The sequence below is a fragment of the Prolixibacteraceae bacterium genome (assembly GCA_019856515.1).
Lineage (GTDB): Bacteria > Bacteroidota > Bacteroidia > Bacteroidales > Prolixibacteraceae > Halosquirtibacter > Halosquirtibacter xylanolyticus.
Map to the genome: position 1 here is coordinate 1,007,657 of CP082230.1, position 21,665 is coordinate 1,029,321.

A 21,665-nucleotide genomic window follows, 5' to 3' on the forward strand; every position below is an offset into this window, starting at 1 on the left:
TATCACAGAAGCTCATTATATCTACGAAAAAATAATATTATTTCTTTGTAAAACTAAATTTTACAGATCTACGAATAAGACGATCTTTTACCTTTCCAATATTTTCATAATTCTGTTGATCTATACCATTCCCCTGACTTGAGATTTGAAAATCATGCACTCCTTCTGAAATTAAATATATTGATACTGATTTTGCTCTTTGAGAAGAAAGAGCTTTATTATAATTTGAATCTCCAATATTATCTGCATATCCTGTCAAGTGAATGCTATACGATGGGTTTGACTTAAGAAATAGAGCAACATCATCTAACTTCTTCAATTCACTATAGGTCAAACGAGAACTATCAAAATCAAAGAATACATAATCAATTCGAAGATCTTCATTTTCACGATCAATCCAATAAACTGGGACTTGACTTATTTTTTCATCTTGATCTATTTCAACAGGAAACGCCATCAAAACTTCTGACGTAACACTGCGAATCAAACACCCATCTTCGTCATAGACAATAGAAACATCACTCGATGCAGGAACATTAAAACTTAAATAGCTTTTACGGCCCAAATCATCAATATTATTTAAACCCTCTCTCATTGGATCAGGCATAGGAACAACATAAGATGAAATTCGTTTATTATCTCCTTTAACAACAACCCCCTCTATATTTCGACCGAAGACCTCTTGTTCTTTCCTAAATAATAAGACTTCTCGATAAATAGAATCTGGAAGAGAGAGTAATTCCATATCCGTTTGTTGCTCTAATTCATTTTCCGAATCTAGCTGACGACGAAAATGCCACAATTGATCCTTGCCTGTTCCCTCAAAACGATTTGACAAAAAATAACCTGTTGCGACAGAGTCTTCAATATAGCTAACATCATCACGTGAACTGTTTATAGGCTTTCCCAAATTCACCACCTTTGGGTCTTCAGAACCCAAAGAAACCATAAAAACATCATAACCTCCATAACCAATATGCCCCTTACTTGAAAAGAATAAAACACCATCCTTCTCATAAGGATAACCCTCGTCATAAATCGTATTAATTTCCTTTCCCATATTTATAGGATCGCTCCAACCGGTGGGCAGACACTCAACATAGTAGAGATCAAAACCACCATAACCTCCAGGCATATTGGACACAAAATACAACCGTCTACCATCAATACTCATAAAAGGATGGGTACAACCATATTCCGGATTATTAAAATCAAATGATTCTCCTTCTAAACGATCCTTGCGAAGATCCACCATATAGATATAGAGCATATTCTCCCCTCTACGACTAATCTTGCCCGAACGTAAGGCCTTCGAGGTTAAATAGCGCTCCTTCGAGGCATTTCCACTATAAATCAAAACGGAATCTCCTAACTCTTGCGCTCTATTCAGATTAAATGGCCAAGAGAATGACTTCATATACAATTCACGTTCGCCACTTCTTAGATCAAACAATGTCAATTCATAATCTATATCCTCCTCTTGAACAGACATTAACAAACGATCTCCAGATTTACTTATTCCATTTATTCGATAAGTCCCTTCCACGGGAATTTGAGACACCGAAATAAATCGATCACTTAAAACCTCCTGTCTACTCCAAATACATGATGCGACCAAATCTTCAGGAACCTGCCCCATCGAACGATACACCTGCTCAGCCTCTTCATAACGCCCCAACAATCGCAAAACATTACCATAGTCCAACATATAAGTGGATGAGAAGGGCCATAAAAGCGATCGACTTCGATTATAATAAAACGCAGCTTGAACGGGATCTTGTAAATGGGAATAACTATGTGCCAACATCAATTCAATATCAACATCTTTTGACGAAACATCTAGCGGAGTGTAAATATCAATCACTTCCGTATAAAAACCTTCGTTGTAGGCTCTCAACCCCTTCTCATATAACTTGCGCTGACCAAAAGTCATTAACGGAACAAGCGAAAGAAAGAAAAGTAAATATCTAGTTAAAATTCTTATCATCGTAAACTCTTTTTGGTGTTTAAAAACTAAAAACGGGGACTTTGAATTCGAATCCTACGCTTGTTATTTCGCTTAAAGGCATAAATAAGCATCACTTCATGACTACTAAAATGATCATGAACAATGGAACTATTCTGATAAGCATAACACAACTTTAAGTGTTCGGTTAACCCTACATTAAATAGTGCAAAAAACTCCTTGCGTGAGCGATAAGAAAAACCAACACCCAATCGACCTTTCCAACCCAACATCGCATTCAGATCATACTCTAAGGGAAGACTCGAAACATAACGAATCAACGTGGAGAGATTCAAATGAAAATCATCACTCAAAGGATATTCATAACCTCCTTGAAAATATAGATGGACTTGTTGTGCATCAAAATTGGTTGTAACATCTTCTTCGCCGCCAACCATACGAACCTCACTGGTTAACATACTCGGGATAAAAATAGAAAAATAGAACCTCGGCATAAGATAATAAATCCCTAGTTGAAAATCGGGAGTAAACGTAGAGCTAATATCTGCTGAAAACAGGTCATCATTCGACTCTCTTGTGATCACTGAACTATAATCAACATTTTGCAAAACGCCACCGCCACTTATTCCAAAAGACAGATAGTGGTTCTTCTGCAATTTTAATCGATACGAATATGAAGCAAAAACACGCGTCTCTTTATGAACTCCAATTTCTGACTGGGTTAAAGTAAAACCCAAACCCATCTTTTCAAAAGGAATAGCTGCATTAACACTATATACACGAGGGGCTCCATCAACACCAACCCACTGTTGACGAACCAAACCTGCAATACGAATATCATTATAACTCCCAATAGCAGAAGGATTAAAAAAAGCTTGATGATACATATACTGACCGATCTCAATATAATTCTGACTTGAAACCCGACCAATAACAAGTAAAAGAAGCAAAGTAGTGATTATCTTTATTTGTAATTTCATATTACATCTTTTTGTCTGGTTTAACATCTGATTAGGCTTTACCATATACCAAAGTTATTGTGTCTTCAGTTCAATAAAACCTTTGTCTACATCATTACTTTGCGTTGCATCCTTATAAAAAATATAAAAATAAGTCCCATCTTCCAGCAACTGATCCCCTTCCAGATCTACACCTTGACCGGTTCGACCATCCCAATCATTTTGGTATGGGGAAACATCATAAAGAATATTCCCAGAGCTATCAAAAACAACCAAACGACTGTTGGGATAAGAAAGAGCTCCTCCTATAACATAGTAATCATTCACTCCATCGCCATTCGGAGTAAAGCCTGATGGAAAAACAACTTCACTATTCACTGAGGTCGAATAAATTGTTACTTCTCCTATTGAAGATCCGCCCTCACTCAAAAGCAATCCATCGGAACTACTAATTCGTTTTAAACCCTGCCAATAACTCCCCTTATTATTCCATACTGCAAATCCATTAGCATCCAAACCATTTTCTTCATGATCAAAATACTTAAATGATAAAGTAGACATAGCTAAAGCTGGACTTACTTGATAGTTACGTAACACACTTCGGTTACCTTCACTGTACAATTCCATGTTTCCTCGTGAAATGGAAACTTGAGAGACACTCTCTGTTGGGGTAAAATCTAACCCTAAATTGCCCGGATCCAAACGAACACTAGAAGAGACAGCTCCTTCAAAATAGATACGACCCGTGGAAGAGGAGAAGATATAACTATCTTCTCGCTCATTCAACAATATTCCACCTAGGCTTAAATTATAAGTCCCAATATCTAAAATCCCACTTCTGAAACGGATATCTCCGAGAACAGTCAAATCACTCTCAAAGAATCCACTTCCATCCAATATCAAATTCTGGAAACCTACATTTCCTACTACTACTCCTTCGATCATTTGCCACCGAAGAATCACTTGAGAAAGATCCTTCGAGCGAAATTCACCATCAGATTCTAAATGGGTATCATGCAATATAAAATAGCTTGACCCTCCTACCGTTGCAACCCCTTCTTTCACATAAAAGCCTTGACTAAAAGTATCAAGAGAATAGAGAAATAAGAGTCCTATTATCATATAACGATATCTCATAACAACCTCCTTTTCTATTTAACTCTGATAATATAGTTGACAGAAACGTTCTTGGGGCGTGCCTCATTACCTCCTGAACTATTTATTGACAAAGAGTGCGTATGAGAACCATTATAATTTGTTGAAAAGGAATGCGTATGAGCACCTGCATAATCTGTATAAGTATTCTCATTACGAGTATTACCGGCTTCATGAGGATACCCTCCTCCACTTTGTGTATAAGAGTTCCCCATTGCATGACGGTGATTTCCACCAGAATCGGTAGTACCTGAGTGATTATGGTTTCCTGCAGAATTCGCACTACCAGAGTGAGTGTGACTCTTATTGGTATCACTCTGATAAGTATTAATGGCACGACCACTATCATACCCTTTGCCATTATCTAAACCTCTTAAGAACACTCCCCTCAAATCAGGCAAATTAGTACTTCCTAATACACTCTGCAATTGGGGATATGTTGTTGCACTAAAGGGAGAACCATCACATAACATCCATCCATCAGGAATGACTGTCCCCATAAATGGTTGAATAGAACCAATAGGAACCCCTATTTCTGTCCAAATACCAGTATACATAAACAGGTTACCCTTATTCGTATCAAACACCACCAAACCAATTGCAGGGTTCACTATCGATGTTCGCTGTGCAGTCGTCATACGCGGAGGCAAGAAACCTTGATTCGTACTTTTAACCTCTAACTTGGCCGATGTCTCGACACTACTACCTACAGTACCAATTCCTACGCGACTATCCTTGGTTACTCTTACCACCTCTGCATTCTGGCTCTTAATCACTACATCTGCCGCATTCACTGAACCTATAAAATCGGTTGTCTCATCAACAGTTGTATTTCCTGCCACATTCCAGGTATTAGCACTTGCCTCTGCTGAAACCCACTTGGTTCCATTATATGTAAATAACGAATTGATCGTCGTATCAAAAACCAACAATCCTTTGGCAGGTGAACCAATAGCCTCGCGCTCAGTTGTCGTCATACGTGGTAACAAAGCTCCTTTTGTCGTACTCTTAATTTCAAAAATAGCTGATGGATCAACACTACCACTTCCTAATAATACAGAACCACCATGCGTAGTGTTTCCACTAAAAGTGACATGACCACTATTATCGACACTTAAACCTTCGCTATCTCCATCATTACTCAAAACATTTCCATTCAAGGCGATATTTTGGGTCGCAGTATGATCTCCCAGATTATCATCTCCTCCTATTTCTTGCCATGAAACGCCATTATAGAAATTATACATATTGGTAGAAGTATTGTAAATCATCAATCCCGTTGCTGGGCCTGCGATTACATCTCGCTGGGTTCCAGTCATACGTGGAATCAATATACCTTTGCTACTACTTGAAATATTCAATACTGCCGAGGACTCACTACTTCCTGTTCCAACCGAAAGATCTCCAGAAACACTTACATCTGAATTCGCAGTTAACAGCTCGTCAACAGTCAACTTCTTATTTATAGTAATATCTCCTAATGTACCTATAGACAAACCCTTATCCGTACCATCATGACTTAACCAATGAGAACCCAAATCAATATTCTGTGTTGCCTCATGACTTCCTAAATTATCTTTCAAGCCTGACAAGTCAACACTATTTCCATTTAAGATACTTAAACTACTGCCTGAAAAACTTAAGGTTTGCGCATCCGTATTAATACTACTTATATCAATACTGTTACCTCCACTTATAGCCAAACTACTAGAGGTTAAACTCAAACTTTGACGATATGGTGATAAATCAACTGGGGTTGCATCATTGCTCAAACTCAAAACATCCGTAGACAGACTCAAATCCTGACTATCTGATGAGGACAAATCAATCGTATTTCCTCCAGTGATACTTAAATCATGACCTGATATAGACAACCGCTGCTCATCCGTATTATCCAAATATCCAGACAAATCAACGGTCGTAGCGTCACTTGTCAAACTCAAGGTGTTACCAACCAATGATAAGTCTTGATTATCCGTATTATCTAAATAAACAGATAGATCAACACTATTACCATTACTGATATTTAAACTATTGGTCGATGAACTGAAAGTCAACGTCTGCGCATACTTGCTCAAATCGGCGGAAGTCGCCGAACGAGTTAACGTCAAGGTATTCCCTGTCAATCCCAACTCCTGACTATCCGTACTTGCAAATCCACTCAAATCAACATTATTTCCATTAGATATCGAAAGCTGTGTTCCCACCAAACTCAATGACTGTTGATCTGTGTTATCTAAATATTTACCCAAATTTATCGTGGATCCATTCAACGACAACGACAAATCATTACCTGTTAAATTCAAGTTCTGCAACTCATTTTGTGGATCGGCATCCCCTTCAATATTCTCTATAAATTCCTCTTCCCAACGAGAACCATTCCAAACCAATACAGTTCGTGAAACACCTGTGGCATTTTGTAATTTTGTATAAGTTAAACTGTGATCCAAAACCTTATCCGCATCAACAGATCCCGATCCTAGATGACTGTTCAAAACAGAACCAGAACTCAAACTAACCACTCCACTACTAGTTACACTTACGGCTCCACTTAACGATTTACTTACCCAACTACTGCCATTAGAAATTAAGATATTACCTCCGGTCCTATCCGAACTACTGACATCTGAAATATCATCTAAATTGGAAACACTTTTATCAATCTGATTCCATGTATAGTCTCCCGATTCGGCGGTAATTACCCCTGTTCGACCAAAAACAGAAATAACATTATTCGTATTACTTATCTTACGCCAACCTGAAGTGGTACCTAAAACAACATCGCCTGAATTAAAATCAACATTACCACTGCCCAAATTAACAGTACCATTCTGTGATGAGACATAATACTTCCCTGAAATACCAGTGTCACCACTACTTAAAGTTGGGGTATTCGTACTAGGGTCCCAGACACCTTGATAATCTAATGTTCCTGTTATCGGGGCTGGGTCCCAACGGCTTCCATTCCATTGTAAAACCTCATCGGTATTTGCAGACATCGATGAAAGCTTCGTCCCATCCACACTACCATCGGCTAATTTCAAGGTCGTAACAGCACCATTCATCAATTTACCACTAGTCACTGAACCGTCCTTTAACTTACCCTCTGATATTGCACCATCAGAAATATCAATCGTTTGAATAGACAAATCCGCAATATCGGATGACACAACAGATCCATCAGATATTTTTTGGCTCGTAATCACATTATCTTTGATCGTTAAATCACCATTACTATTTAATGTAGCATCACCTCCGATAGAAACTGTAGCATTACCTGAGCTTGTTCCGATGATCAACTCGCCACTTAATAAAGTATTTATCTTTTCTGGCGTAACCGATCCGTTAGCCAATTCACTTGTCCCGACAGTTCCTGTTCCTAAATTAACATCCGTTGCAACTAACTCTGGAACTGTGACAACTCCTGTAAACACAGCATTACCATTACTATCAAAACTCAATCCTTTATCTTCAACACCATAACCAATCTTATTTGAACCCAACTTTAACTTCTCGGTAGCTTGGTGATCCCCTAGATTATCTCGAAGTGGCGATAAATCTACAGTAGTACTACTTCCTGAAATACCTAAACTATTACCACTCAAACTTAGATCCAACAAACTACTGATATCCACTCCAGTTCCTTCACTAATCTCAACAACACTACCATTCAAACTCAAACTCTGACGATAAGGACTTAAGCTTATTGGACTAGGATCATTAGTTAAACTCAACTCATCACCACTCAATGTCAAATCTTGATTGTCTCCTGTAACAATGGTAGACAAGTCAACCGTATTTGTTCCTCCACTTATCGATAAGATATTACCTGTTAATGCCAAATCTTGATTATCTGTATTATCTAAATATTTACTCAAATCAACTAAAGAGCTTGTATTTGAAATCTTAAGCTCATTACTACTATTTAATGACAGCGTCTGAGCATCAGTATTATCTAAATATTTACCTAAATCCACCGTAGAATCATCCTGTGTTAAAGACAGCACATTACCTGTTATAGAAAGATCCTGAACTACAGACTGAGCTAGATTAAAAAAATCAATACTGTTACCATCCTCGATCGATAACACCGTTCCATTAAGCTCTAGATTTTGATTATCTGTATCATCTAGATATTTACTTAAATCTACACTTGTTATATCATTTGTCAAGCTTAAACTATTATCGGTCAAGCTTAAATCTTGAGAATCTGTATTATCCAGATACCTACTCAAATCAACCGTAACACTCGTCTTGGTCAATCCCAATAAATTTGCAGAGCTCAAAGTCGGATCTTGAATCTCATCTGCAACCAATGTACTTAAATTCACCTCTTCCCATGACACTCCTGACCACATTAAAATTGTACCTGTAGTACCAGAAGCACCCTGTAACTTATTATAAGTAATACGTTGGTTGTCAATAGTTGTATTTCCATTTTCATCAATTAAGACATCTCCTTGCAATGGACTGCTTACCCACTGACTTCCATTTCCTAATAAAACATGACCAGCATTGGGTGTAGAAATCAAAACCTCACTTAAATCAGATAGGAAAGAGGTCGTTTTATCAATTTGACTCCACGTATAATCACCCAATTGTGCAGTAATCACTCCCTTCCGCCCAAATACAGTATTCACTTCATTCGAATTATTTACCCTGTCCCACTTACTTCCATCATATAGAATCCAATCACCTGCAGAAAAATCCTGTGGTCCTGAACCAAAATCTTGGGCTCCTTCAGTAGATACAACATAAAAATCACCTTCCGATCCATTGGCATCACTCACTGAGGGAACATTACTCTGTGCACTCCACGTACCTTGATAATTCAACACACCTCCAAAACCACTCGGTACCCATACCGATCCATCCCACTTCAAATAATCATCCGTATTCGCATTCATACTTGATAATTTGACCGACGTAATCTGACCATCTCCAATCTTCGAACTCGTCACAGATCCATCAAATAACTTTGAACTAACCACTGAACCATCAACAATCTTTGTTGTAGTTACAGCATTAGATGCCAACTTATCACTAGTAACTGAAGCCGAAGACAACTTTGAACTCGTAATTCCCTCATCTTCTATCTCTGCAGTATTTATCGTACCATTGCCGAAAGTCACATCTGAGGCTATTAACTTTGGAGCTGTAACAAAACCAGTAAAAGTCGCGGATCCATTACTATCAAATCCCAAACCTTTATTATCTGAGGCAAAACCAATTTTATGGGTTCCTAAAGAAATCTGCTCTGTGGCAACATGATTCCCTAGATTATCTTTTATCGGTGTCAAATCAACACTGTTACCTCCTTCAATACCCAAAACATTACCATCAAAACTCAAAACCTGATCATCAGTATTATCGTAATACTTACTCAAGTCAACGGCAACACCACTCTTTGTTAAACCTAAAATATTTGATGAGCTAAGCTGTAAATCTTGTAAATCATCACGCAATAAACTCTCAATATCAGTCTCCTGCCATGAACTTCCATTCCACAACAAAATAGTACCATCAACACCTGAAGCATCTTGTAGTTTATTATAGGTAATATGCTTGGCCATTATTGTCGTTTTCCCATTGGAATCCATCACAACATCACCATGAACACTACTACTAGTCCAATGTGTTCCATCCCCAAGTAAAATATAACCTGCATCGGGATTAGAACTGCTTACATCACTCAAATCACTCAAAAATGATGTCGTCTTATCAATCTGAGCCCAGGTATAATCGCCTACTTGGGGTGTGACCTCTCCTTTGCGTCCAAAAACAGAGTTCACTTCACTTGAATTATTTACTCGTTCCCATTTTAAACCATCATACAAAACCCAGTCTCCTGGAGAAAAACTGATCGAACCTGAACCAAAATCCTGTGTGCCAACAGTAGAAGCAATATAAAAATCACCTTTGGATCCACTACCATCGACAATCGATGGTATATTCGACGATGCACTCCATGTTCCACTATAGTTCAGCACTCCTCCAATACTACTAGGAACCCAAACGGATCCATCCCACTTCAAATATTCATCCATGCTTGCATTCATACTGGAAAGTCGATCCGAAGTGACTTGCTGGAAACCAATCTTTTGTGTAGTCACAGAACCATCTGACAACTTTAATGACGTAACTGCGCCATCTTTGAGCTTATCTTCTGTCACCGAACCAATACTAATCTTAACCTCTGTTACTACATTATCAGAAAGATGACCTGTTTGAACAGATAAATTTTGAATCTTACTCTGACTAACAGATCCATCAGCCAACTTTGGCTCTGTTACTGAACCATCTAGCAGTTTTAATGAATTCACAGAATTATCTCGTAAATTTGAAGTGGCAACAGAACTCTCACCCAATTTATCATGACTAACAGATAGATTCATTAGCTTTTGCGTCGAGATAGAGGCATCTGATAATTTGGTCTCCGTTACCGAACCTTCTGCTAGCTTTGATGTTGTCACTGATCCGATCGAAAGCTTTGAACTTGAAACGGCTCCATCTAATATTTTAGATTCCGAAACGGAATTATCTAACAACTTCGTTATTCCAACAGAACCATCAGCTAATTTACTATTATCCACAGCACTATTAGCGATCTTAGATGTTGTAACGGATAAATCAACTATTTTAGAATTACCTACAGTGTTATCTTGAAGATTTGATTCGGATACAGAACCATCGGATAATTTACTATTATCCACAGCATGATTAGCTATTTCAGATCTATCAATACTTCCATCTGGTAATACAATATCACCCAAGATCGTTACAATATTACTAAATAGAACATCGCCATTACTACTAATACTTATTCCTTCATCATCTCCATCCCCACTAATATAATGGGAAAATAAAACAATATTCTTTGTGGCTTCATGATTACCTAAGTTATCTTTTAATGGAGACAAATCCACGCTATTTCCTGAGGAGATCGTTAAAGTTGTTCCATCTAAAGTCAGCGTTTGTGCACCGAGTGTTCCAGATGGTAACTCGACATAACCCCCTCCATTTGATAACGTAATAATATCATCTGAAATACTTAGAACTTGGATCTCATTGGTAGGATCAAAATCTTTGTCATTAACATTTGTTCCCAACAACTCCCATGCAGATCCATTAAAATAGTAGAAACCAGCCTGACCATTAGTTTGATAAACTAAAAGCCCTGTTGAAGGAGAAATAATGACACTTCTCTCTCCCTCTAACATTCGTGGTATTAATAAACCTTTGTTATTAGATTGAATCTCTAACGCAGCACTTGGATCGGGAGTAAAATCACTTCCACCAATTCCGACACTCTGACCAAATAACAATGGAAACTGTAACAAAAAGAAAAAAAGGATATAGATACGTTTCATAAACAAATATTTATAAGTTGACAAATTATGTCTGGGTAAAACATTTATTATGAAACATTATAACATCGAATAAAGTTTACTATCATTCGATGTTTTTTAACAACACCCACTACTTTGACTTATTTTAAAGAACACCGTTAAAAATGAACACAAAAACTTAAAATTAAACAACGAATCTCAGTTATTATAAAAACAAACCATAATACTGGCTACCTGATTATAACATCAAAAGAAGTATCAATATATCTTTACACAATTTTATACTAATGTCATTAATCTCAGAGCAACATTTTTCACCATAACAATTAAATATTTATTAACATTAAACAATAAAAAACTATACATTTAAATCTATTATTCATAATATTGTGAGATTATGTTATCTAAAAATTAATCACATCACCAATTATGAACTTAAGACTTTACTTCATTCTATTATTGATGGGCTTTCAAACTGTAAAAGCACAAGAAAAGGTCACTGTCAAGAGACACTACTACACCGACGATCATGGGCAACTATATGTCCCTAAATCATTCCCCATGTTCCTCTATATTACATCAGATACCATTGCAAAGAAAGACATGCAACGACTTAACAGTCAAGAAATGCCACAATACACTAATCCTTTCTATTTTGACACAGAGGGGCGAAATACAATTCGAAGCCCATGGGCTGTAGATAAAGAAACAAAACAAACCGTCGAACCTAAAATAGATGTCGTTTTTGATGTTTATGTAGATGGATCCACCCCCTTCACTCGTCACCATTACTCCAATGCTCCATCCTACTTTCACAGTCACACCCAATTCTTTGGAAAAGGTATAACAGTATCACTAAAATCCACAGATAAATATTCAGGAGTAGAAAAAACGTACTTCTCCATCAATAAAGCCCCATTTACAACCTACAACAAAGTATTATCTGAATGGAAAGAAGGAGAAAACAACATCCAGTTTTATGCAATTGACCATGTAGGCTTTGTAGAAAAGACACACCAGAAAAATTTCGTTTACGACATTACGGCTCCAACAACAACACACACAATCAATGGTCCAAAAATAGAAGCGATAGTATCCCCCAAAGCTATCATTAACCTTAGTAGTATTGACACTTTGTCTGGAGTGCACAGAACATATTATGCCATCGACAAAGGAAAAATGAAACAATATATTACTGGTTACACTTTTGGTAAATTGGATGATGGATATCACACCGTTAGATGGAAATCAGAAGATCATGTTCAAAATATGGAGCAAGAGAAGTCTTTTAAAGTATATGTAGATAAAACTGCCCCAGAAACCAAATACAATATTATTGGTGATCTATACAAGAAAGGTAAAATCAAATATATCTCAACCAGATCAAAAATATCTTTGGAAGCTACGGACAATAAAGCAGGAGTAAAAGAGATATTCTTTAACCCTGACCAAACAGCTCAAAACACTTTTAGCGAACCTTTTAATATCGAAGGCAAATTCGGAAAACACAACATTGCATATTGGGCAAAAGATAAAGTGGAAAACAATGAAAAGATCCACTCCTTCGGTGTATTTCTAGATAACAAAAACCCTGTTACTAGGATTGTATTTAGCCAACCACAATTCTTCACAAGAGATACCCTATTTGTTGGACCAAAGACTAAGTTCACATTACTTGCATCTGACAGAGGAGCAGGTGTCTCTGAAAGCATGTATTCAATCAATGATGGAGAGACCAAGAAATACAAAAAATCACAGAAACTAGAAACTGAAGGTTTCTACACAGTAAAATTTCATTCAATTGATAAAGTAAACAACAAGGAAGTAGAAAAAACGAGTGAACTATTCGTCGATGCTTCTGCTCCTGAAATATACGTCAACTTCAGCATTAAAAAGATTGATGACACGGAAAAAGATGGCAAAAAGGTACCAGTATATCCTAACTATTCAAGAATGTATATCGGTGCAACAGACAAATATTGCGGTACTGACCGCATTGAGTATGCAATTAATAAAGGAGCTTTTATCGACTATTCAAGTCCTAAAACACTCGATATATCCGAACTTGATTTATTCCAAGAGAGTAAATTCTATGTTGTAAAGATCCGAGCTTATGACAAACTTGGTAATATGAGTGAGAAAAAGATTGAATTCTATGTGAAAAATGAATAATTAGAACATTTCGTTTTCCTTATTATCCGAATCCAACATTTACAGCGTGTCTCCATTATTGAGACACGCACTTTTCACGCCCCCAAAGCACACTTCCCTTGTGGCGCAGATTAGACCCTTCAACTTATTCATCTCAAAGAATCATCAATTAACCTTGCAGATACCTAATTCCATCAATAAAGATGAAAACCACACACTTTATTTGCAAAAATATTATTAGCTTTATATAGCATTAACCAGTCTATAGCTCATGTATTTCAAAGGATTTCCCTTATCCTACAACTTGCGTCATAAGGCTGGTTAAGGTGCAACATTATTAATTAATCGATTGCGTATCTACCTATTACACATAATCTCATTCTTTTAAGATGAAGTTTAGGTAGTGAATGATCCTATTTTTAACTTGAACACCTTTTTATTCATTATGAAACGTTTAAACTTAGTTAACTTCAAGAGAACCTCTACCGTAAAATACGTTAGCACTCTTTGCCCTAGATGTCAACAAGAAAATGCTTTTTTCAATGGTGCTTCCTACCAATGTCCAGACTGCAAGTATGAATGGGGAAGTATCGGCTTCCATAGAAAATAAGACAAATAAAGTACATCCGAGAACGACAATCCCTCTTCGACCTTACAATCAAAGAGGGATTTATAATTAAAAAGAATTTCAACTCATGATCAAATATTATGCTACAAACCTTTTTAAAAATTTCAAAATGATCTATTAGCGACCACATAGTCTAATTCAGTTCGGTTAACACTGAAGTAAATCTAACATTTATCACTTTCCAGTATCAAAATCCTCTTGTTGTTGTTCAATCTCTTTTAGTTCTAACTCATTTACTCTCTTTTGAAGCTTTCTAATACGTTGTTTCAACTCCGTATTGGAGGTTAACTTCACATTTTGTTCCACATGCTGTTCTTTACGAGGAATCTCTTGATAAAGACTCTTCGAAACATCCTTCTTACTCTTCAGTCTTAACTCTCCTCCAATAGGTTGATTTAAACCCTCATTAACGAGACGTGCACGAACAACAATCTCTCCAGCAGTATTGGTAGAACGAACTAAGATTGGTGCAGTTCCCCACTCAACCTTTATTGGATTCACCCCTTCGAGCTCATTTGCGACAATAGAACCTTCACCCTCAACAGTGAAAATAATATGTCTATTATTCAACCTTTTGATATTCCCATCTTTATCACATATTGATGCAATAATTGGAACAACATCATTTCCATCTGCAAGCAAATCTATTTGGTTGTCATCGACTCTTAAAACGATCTTATCAACCTTTTTCGCAGGATACCTTGTATGAGTTACCACAACCTTACCATCGATAATACCTTCAGCTTTAATGTTCGCCTTTTCAAATTTTCTTGATCGATGAAGTTGTTTAATTGACATGAAATGGTAGGTATCTTTGAACAAAAAATACGGATGAGGCATCTTATACTTATCATGATCTGCACTTAGTGTAATAGTATCTTCCTCGCAAACAATCAAACGAACTTTCTCACAATTACTAAAAACCAATACATCAGGATCTGAAAATGGACTCATCTCATGTGCAATGTATACCATCGGACCAGAATCAGCATTTGATAATTGAATATCAGAAGGGCGTTGGCTCATAAAAAAGTAATATGAATACTTTGGCTGTCGTATTGCATCTAGAATACCTCCATAAAAAGGATCTGGATGATATCCTCTTTGATGATCAAACGGATGCCAAAGAGTACCTCCAACAAATTGTGAAGTCGACCGGTATAATTTATCGTAATTAAAATATGAGTAGTTTAATGGAAATGAATAATGAAATGCTTGTGTTAACTGTGCATGTTCACCCCATTCCCTAGAAGTTCTACTTGGAGAATTATGTGAAGACCAATCATCCACATTATCACCCCACTCACGTGTATAAACACACTTACTCGTTTCATTCGTTACGGAAAGAGTTCCGTATATGACATCAAAATATTTAGATCCCTTAGCTCTCTCATCACAAGCGGTAAATGCTCCTTGATATGGATACTCTTCATGAACGATTTCATGTGTTTTTAAAGCAAAATGATCAGGATAGTGTGTTTCATTAAGGATAGGTTCCCACATTATTACAGATGGTCTATTTCTATATTGACGAACCATCTGTCTTATATCAGAATATACTCTATTTTCAAAAACAGCAGTACTTTCTTTCGGCCAAAACTGCCAACCAGGAGTTGCCACAATAACAAAAAGCCCTAATTCATCACAAGCATCCATAAATGCTGGGTCTTGAGGATAATGGGCACTCCTTATTATCCTCATACCAGCCTCACGAAGTTTTTTTGCATCACGATAATGGGTCGTATTGGGCAATGCATTCCCCAAATAAGCATAATCTTGATGCCTATTTCCCCCCATTAGTTTATCATTAAATAACTCACCATTAAGAAAAAAACCTTTTCCATCAACAAAGTCAACCTTTCGTATCCCTACCCTCTTCTTGAATCCATCTAGGGTATCTCTTTTAGAATTAGTAATCGTTATATTTAGGCTATGCAAATAGGGAGAATCAGGCGACCACAAATGAGGACTTTTCACACGTAGAGTTTGACGGATCGACTTCGTATCAGATTCATTTATACGAAATGACTTTGACCCTCTTGCCACAATATTATTATCTTGATCTTTTAGCTCAAGATGGATAGATAATGATTCTCTATTAGTACTCTCATTTATCAATTCAGTATCGACAACAACATCAACATTCGTTTTACTTAAATGATCGAAATGTACAAATACACCTCCTCCAGCGAGCTTATCGACAAAGTTTGGATCAGTAATATGTATTTTATTGGTTTCAACAAGCCATACATCACGATAGATCCCTCCAAAATATGCAAAATCTAGTTTATCCTGTGGTTTCCCTGGAGGAAAAGTAGGATCATTTGAATTATCAGCCTTTACTGAAATAACAACTTCTTTATCTATTTTAATATACTTAGATATATCAACGACAATAGGAAGATAACCACCAAAGTGTCTCTTTATTAAGTTCCCGTCAATATAGATCTCACACTTGCCCATTACTGCTTCAAAATATAGATATAGCTTCTTATTCTTAAACTTTTTTCCAAAAGTAAAATGCTTTCTATACCATGCTGGCCCTTGGTAATTCACACTCCCACTTGCCTCCATAGGAAGAGACTCTAATCCATGAGGTAGGTTTACTATCTGCCAGCTCGAATCGTCGTAATCCACCCCTTCTGCCCCTTCAACATCTTGTTTTACAAATCGCCAACCAGTATTAAAATTATAAGTATTTCTATCACTCCCATCAAGATCATAATATCCTGCACGTGAATAGTTCGGAATATTGTTTTCATTAGCAGCACTTATGCCCAATGAAAAACCAAATAGGAATAGTAATTGAATGTAAATGTGTGTGCTTAGTTTTCGTCTAATCATAGCTTTAGTTATTAATAAATATAATCATATCGATTTGTTCATGGTTAATGAATACAGGTTCGACCCTTTACCAATTGAAATATAGATAATAAGATAAAGCTAAAATTAACTCAAAATCTACAAAAACTGATATATTATTTTATTGACAAGTATTATATACATTTTTAGACATAACTATAACGAAAAATTGACATCCACAACAAACCGATACTAGATCTGCTCCAACAATACTCTCATTGAACCTCCAGTCCTATCTGATCCCACCCTCATTCGACTCTCATTCGACTGTTGTTCATATATTGGTCACATATCCTTCATATCTCAGTTATATATCATGTGAAGAAAGCATAACCAGTATATGGTCAAAAGATGACTATTATATGGGAAATAGTCGAACTAGACACCTATGAGAGTAGGAGCTGATTACTATTATGTAGTTATTGTTGTTGGACTATATCGTCACTTACAATTATGGTTTTCATCTATCGCAACGATGAGTTATTCTTTCAATACAGAAAAAGGATACCATCGCCCCAAAAGATCTACTATTTATTATGACAAAAAGAGATAAATTAAGGGGATGCATAAAACACCTAGACCACGACTAAAAAAATGATTAGAATAACACTAAATGGAGATCTACAGATGAGATATTTAAATGAGGGGGTTGTTATTGTGTCAAATTAGTGACTGGAAATCAAAACACGACATATAGATTATATAGATCTGCATAGAAGATAAGGCGAAATAGACAGGAAAATAGTAATAGAAAACGAAGCGAGTCTAACCTTCCTTCGTTTTCTATCGTATGGTTAAAGTGCAGTAAATGCAAAGAAATGTTCTAGGTGGGCCCAGTACATGTGAATATAGGTCGCATAACAGTTCTTATATTTATATATTGGGGTATCAATCTCCTTACCTCTAGCAGTTTTAACTTGGCCTACTTTAGGTATATCCTGATGCTCTATACAGTGAGAATAGTGAAACTCATGACCTTTGATTTTGTCTTCGCCAATAGTTACATCGCGATATCCTAAATGTAATTTCATATTTTCCATGGTCGTGTCGTAATCATAAATACCACACATCGGATAAGATGCCCCCTGTTTATCAAGGATATTTTGTCCTAGATACATCATACCTCCACATTCAGCAAAAACTCGTCCTCCTTGATCTGCAAAGCTCTTGATAGCTCTCTTCATCTCATGATTTTGAGAGAGACCTTCTAAATACATTTCAGGATAACCTCCAGCAATATAAAGTGCATCGGCCTCTGGAACTGTCTTATCTTTTAATGGGCTAAAGTAGCATACATCGTAATGCTGCTCTAGATGGGCGATATTGGCAGGGTAGATAAAATTAAACGCTTCATCTCGTGCCACAGCAATCACCTGTTTTGATTTTCCGGATGTAGAAGCGGACTCAACAACCACTCCTTGTTTCGGTTCCGCAGATGTCGTTTTTTCCAACAATAGAGATAAGTCAATATGTACAGAAATATGCGCAGCAGCATTCTCAATAATCGCCTCAAAATTGCTCTTCTCATCAATAGACAGTCCAAGATGTCTTGATGATATTTTGATATCATCATTAGGCGGGATATACCCCAAAGGAGTGACCCCTGCATCAATAGCTGCTTCTTTCAAAAATTGATAGTGACTTGCTGTCTTCACAAAGTTAAAGATCACCCCCACTACATTGATGTTCTTATAGAAATTCTTTAAACCATAAAGTAGAGGGGCAGCAGAGTAAGCCATAGCCTTTCCCGACATAATGAGCACAACGGGTTGATTCAAGAGTTCAGCAACTGCTGCGGTGCTTCCTTGCATCTTTTTCGCGCCATCAAAGAGTCCCATTACTCCTTCGGTAATGGAAACATCTGCACCTTGACTCTTTTGATAAAAGAGTTGTTTTACATGATCCTCGTCGGACATAAACAGGTCGAGGTTAAAGCTCGTTTGCTTGGCTGCGTTGGTATGATGGGTGGTATCTAAGTAGTCTGGACCTACTTTAAAGGGCTGCACCCTCTTTCCCATATTTTTAAATGCTCTCAATAGTCCTAGAGTGACAGTGGTTTTTCCACTACCACTATGTGGTGCTGCAATAACAAAAGATGAAGCCATGTTTTATGATTCCTTTTTTCTTAACAATGCGAATTTCTCAGGTTTGATGCCAGCCTTTTTCATCTGAACTCGTGCTAAGACAAAAAACAGATCTGAAAGACGGTTTAGATAACTTAAGATGTATAGAGGCTTCGACTCAGCTTTTAAAAGTGTGACCAAACGACGCTCAGCAGTACGGATCTTAGTTCTCACAATATGACAGTTTGACGAGATATTATCGCCACCAGGAAGAAGAAAGAAGTCTTTCTCTTCTTGTAACTCCTCGAGCAATGCTTCGATCCACTCCTCACAGAAGGCAGGTCCCTGCTCTGGATGAGGTTTGGGATTCTCTTTTTTACAATTGGCAGGAGTCGCAATATGAGACATCATCAACATTAAGTCTCGTTGTATCTTATATAGATTATCTTGCCATGGGTGCGCTTCACCTATTAGAGATCTAACATATCCTATATGAGAATTAGCTTCATCGATAATACCATTGGTTTCGACCCTTAAGTCGTCTTTTGGCACACGATCTCCACCAAATATTCCTGTCTCACCGTGATCGCCTGTTTTTGTATAGATTCGCATTCGCTCTTAGATTTACCTTATTACTATTTGACTTTCATTGGGATACCTGACACCATCATGGTCACCTGATCCGATTTTTTTGCAATATATTGGTTCATCCAACCTTGCAAATCGGTGAATTTCATCTGTATCTCATTGGTTGGATGTCCTCCAAGTCCAATCTCATTACTCACGATAATCAGGGTCGCATCTTGATCGATAAAACGATCAAACTCTAATTGAGCGGCTTCTAAAGATGCATCCACATCACTTTTAAGATCAAAGAAGAAATTGGTTAGCCATAATGTAACGCAGTCAACCAAAACCACTCTCCCTGTAAGGTCATGTTTCGAAAGCTCTTTCTCTTCTTCAATATTGGTCCACTCAGAACCTCGATCTCGTTGATGTCGTAAAATACGATCTCGATGTCCTTCATCCCAAATTCTTGAAGTGGCTAGATATACAGGGTTAGAACATAGAGAGAGTGCAAGCTCCTGTGCATAAGAGCTCTTCCCCGATCGTTGTCCTCCTGTGATAAAATGAACTGTTGCCATAACTACCTAACGCTTAAACTCAATCTGAGCATTCTCTTTATCTAACATTTCTATCTGTACGACACCTCCATAATTTACCAATATTGAGAACGCTTTCTTTAGAGGCATTTCCAGCAGAATATGTAAAATTGAACGGATCACACCCGCATGGGTCACAATCAAGATATTCTTCTCTTCGTCCTCATCTTCACTGTAATTAGATTCGATCAAATCGGTCCAAAATGCTTTGACACGATCATTTAGATCTATCATCGATTCACCACCATGCACTCTACTATTTAAGTAATCCTTTCCCCACTCTTGCATCTGGTCCACAGGAAGTGAGCTCCATTTCTTATTTTCCCAAGAACCAAAATTAAGTTCCATAAGACGTTTATCTTCTTCAATGGCACGCTCTCCTCCAGCTAATGCTTTACAAAGAAGCTTACAACGCACAAGAGGGCTTGTGAAACACACGGTATCGTCATCCAGTGTAATCACCTCTTGTATGGCATCGAGATGGTTCTTAAACGTGTCATCTACATGAAGGTCTGTCTGTCCGTAACAAACTCCTTCTTTTACTTCTGGGGGGGTATGTCTAACTAATGTAATTTTCATCTGAATATTCTTTTAAAAAATAATACCATAAAGTAGTGCTGAAATATAAACACCGACTTCTACCAATTGTTGATTGGCTCCAAGACAATCACCAGTATATCCACCAATCCATTTGGTAAAATAATAACGGTTATAACAAGCAATCCCTAATGGGATAGGCCATAACATAAGTGCCATCTGCCAAGGAACAAAGATAAGAGGGATCACGGTAATAAGAAGTGCAACCAGTAAGTCTTTCCATGAAATCTGTTTCTCTCGTAAGGGTTTCGACTTAGAGCTCTCATCCATTCGAACATAATGACTAAAAAAGATAATGCATACCGAAGTAAATCTACTCATGGCATGTCCAACCATCAAAAGAGCAGGAACGTACTCGACCTTCAAGTCCGATAACATGACGTATTTCGTTCCAAGTAACAGAATAATACCAATAGCACCATAGGCTCCTATGGCAGAGTCCTTCATAATGGTCAATATCTTCTCTTTTTTCCATCCTCCACCAAAGCCATCACAAACATCGGCAAACCCATCTTCATGAAAAGCCCCTGTAGTCCATATGGTAACGACCATACTTAATATGACTGAAAGAGATTGGCTAAAACCAACAAGAGATAGGAGGTAAAATATCCCACCACCTATTCCACCAACGATAAGACCCACCAAAGGAAAATATTTAGTTCCTTTAGAAAGATATGACGGTTGATAGGGAAATGAGGGTACAGGTATTCTTGTAAAATAAGAAAGTACAGTCCAGAACTTATATATCTCTTGTTTGATCATTTCCTTGCTA

12 protein-coding genes are annotated in these 21,665 nt (G+C 37.2%); 2 read left to right on the forward strand and 10 right to left on the reverse strand.

Annotated elements, in window-relative coordinates:
- Positions 1–37 precede the first annotated feature (37 nt).
- The 4 genes from K5X82_03500 to K5X82_03515 are packed head-to-tail and all read right to left on the reverse strand — an operon-like array spanning position 38 to position 11,450.
- Positions 38–1,987, reverse strand: coding sequence for an OmpA family protein (locus K5X82_03500; GenBank protein QZT37972.1), 1,950 nt, complete (start codon positions 1,985–1,987; stop codon positions 38–40).
- A gap of 26 nt (positions 1,988–2,013) precedes the next feature.
- Positions 2,014–2,946 carry a PorP/SprF family type IX secretion system membrane protein gene (locus tag K5X82_03505; GenBank protein QZT37973.1) on the reverse strand — a complete coding sequence of 311 codons (933 nt, stop codon included), beginning with the start codon at positions 2,944–2,946 and terminating at the stop codon, positions 2,014–2,016.
- A gap of 54 nt (positions 2,947–3,000) precedes the next feature.
- Positions 3,001–4,062, reverse strand: a complete 1,062-nt coding sequence (locus K5X82_03510; GenBank protein ID QZT37974.1) for a gliding motility-associated C-terminal domain-containing protein — start codon at positions 4,060–4,062, stop codon at positions 3,001–3,003.
- A gap of 14 nt (positions 4,063–4,076) precedes the next feature.
- Positions 4,077–11,450: a tail fiber protein gene (locus K5X82_03515; protein QZT37975.1), complete on the reverse strand. Its 7,374-nt coding sequence runs from the start codon at positions 11,448–11,450 to the stop codon at positions 4,077–4,079.
- Between the two features lie 408 nt (positions 11,451–11,858).
- Between K5X82_03515 and K5X82_03520 the strand changes: the two genes are divergently transcribed.
- The gene (locus K5X82_03520) at positions 11,859–13,601 is read left to right on the forward strand and encodes a hypothetical protein (GenBank protein QZT37976.1); all 1,743 of its coding nucleotides are present in this window, start codon (positions 11,859–11,861) and stop codon (positions 13,599–13,601) included.
- 781 nt (positions 13,602–14,382) lie between these two features.
- Here K5X82_03520 and K5X82_03525 read toward each other — a convergent pair.
- Positions 14,383–17,052 carry a hypothetical protein gene (locus K5X82_03525; GenBank protein ID QZT37977.1) on the reverse strand — a complete coding sequence of 890 codons (2,670 nt, stop codon included), beginning with the start codon at positions 17,050–17,052 and terminating at the stop codon, positions 14,383–14,385.
- A 406-nt stretch (positions 17,053–17,458) separates the two neighbouring features.
- Here K5X82_03525 and K5X82_03530 point away from each other — a divergent pair, with 406 nt between their 5' ends.
- A complete protein-coding gene (locus tag K5X82_03530) occupies positions 17,459–17,623 on the forward strand; it encodes a hypothetical protein (protein ID QZT37978.1) in 165 nt (54 codons plus the stop codon).
- A gap of 241 nt (positions 17,624–17,864) precedes the next feature.
- On the opposite strand, the gene K5X82_03535 is transcribed toward K5X82_03530, so the two are convergent.
- From K5X82_03535 to K5X82_03555, 5 genes are read right to left on the reverse strand one after another with little or no spacing between them, the layout of a single operon-like run.
- Positions 17,865–19,175 carry a cobyrinate a,c-diamide synthase gene (locus K5X82_03535; protein QZT37979.1) on the reverse strand — a complete coding sequence of 437 codons (1,311 nt, stop codon included), beginning with the start codon at positions 19,173–19,175 and terminating at the stop codon, positions 17,865–17,867.
- 3 nt (positions 19,176–19,178) lie between these two features.
- Complete coding sequence (locus K5X82_03540) at positions 19,179–19,745, reverse strand: cob(I)yrinic acid a,c-diamide adenosyltransferase (protein ID QZT37980.1); 567 nt, start codon at positions 19,743–19,745, stop codon at positions 19,179–19,181.
- 23 nt (positions 19,746–19,768) lie between these two features.
- The gene (locus tag K5X82_03545; GenBank protein QZT37981.1) at positions 19,769–20,278 is read right to left on the reverse strand and encodes a bifunctional adenosylcobinamide kinase/adenosylcobinamide-phosphate guanylyltransferase; all 510 of its coding nucleotides are present in this window, start codon (positions 20,276–20,278) and stop codon (positions 19,769–19,771) included.
- A 6-nt stretch (positions 20,279–20,284) separates the two neighbouring features.
- On the reverse strand, positions 20,285–20,875 hold the full coding sequence (locus K5X82_03550; GenBank protein QZT37982.1) for an alpha-ribazole phosphatase family protein: 591 nt from the start codon (positions 20,873–20,875) through the stop codon (positions 20,285–20,287).
- A gap of 12 nt (positions 20,876–20,887) precedes the next feature.
- Complete coding sequence (locus K5X82_03555; protein QZT37983.1) at positions 20,888–21,655, reverse strand: adenosylcobinamide-GDP ribazoletransferase; 768 nt, start codon at positions 21,653–21,655, stop codon at positions 20,888–20,890.
- Positions 21,656–21,665 lie beyond the last annotated feature (10 nt).

Excerpts from the sequence above, each read along its gene's own strand:
- K5X82_03500 (QZT37972.1), bottom strand. The coding sequence starts at position 1,987 with ATGATAAGAATTTTAACTAGATATTTACTTTTCTTTCTTTCGCTTGTT.
- K5X82_03505 (QZT37973.1), bottom strand. The coding sequence starts at position 2,946 with ATGAAATTACAAATAAAGATAATCACTACTTTGCTTCTTTTACTTGTT.
- K5X82_03510 (QZT37974.1), bottom strand. The coding sequence starts at position 4,062 with ATGAGATATCGTTATATGATAATAGGACTCTTATTTCTCTATTCTCTT.
- K5X82_03515 (QZT37975.1), bottom strand. The coding sequence starts at position 11,450 with ATGAAACGTATCTATATCCTTTTTTTCTTTTTGTTACAGTTTCCATTG.
- K5X82_03520 (QZT37976.1), top strand. The coding sequence starts at position 11,859 with ATGAACTTAAGACTTTACTTCATTCTATTATTGATGGGCTTTCAAACT.
- K5X82_03525 (QZT37977.1), bottom strand. The coding sequence starts at position 17,052 with ATGATTAGACGAAAACTAAGCACACACATTTACATTCAATTACTATTC.
- K5X82_03530 (QZT37978.1), top strand. The coding sequence starts at position 17,459 with ATGAGAGTAGGAGCTGATTACTATTATGTAGTTATTGTTGTTGGACTA.
- K5X82_03535 (QZT37979.1), bottom strand. The coding sequence starts at position 19,175 with ATGGCTTCATCTTTTGTTATTGCAGCACCACATAGTGGTAGTGGAAAA.
- K5X82_03540 (QZT37980.1), bottom strand. The coding sequence starts at position 19,745 with ATGCGAATCTATACAAAAACAGGCGATCACGGTGAGACAGGAATATTT.
- K5X82_03545 (QZT37981.1), bottom strand. The coding sequence starts at position 20,278 with ATGGCAACAGTTCATTTTATCACAGGAGGACAACGATCGGGGAAGAGC.
- K5X82_03550 (QZT37982.1), bottom strand. The coding sequence starts at position 20,875 with ATGAAAATTACATTAGTTAGACATACCCCCCCAGAAGTAAAAGAAGGA.
- K5X82_03555 (QZT37983.1), bottom strand. The coding sequence starts at position 21,655 with ATGATCAAACAAGAGATATATAAGTTCTGGACTGTACTTTCTTATTTT.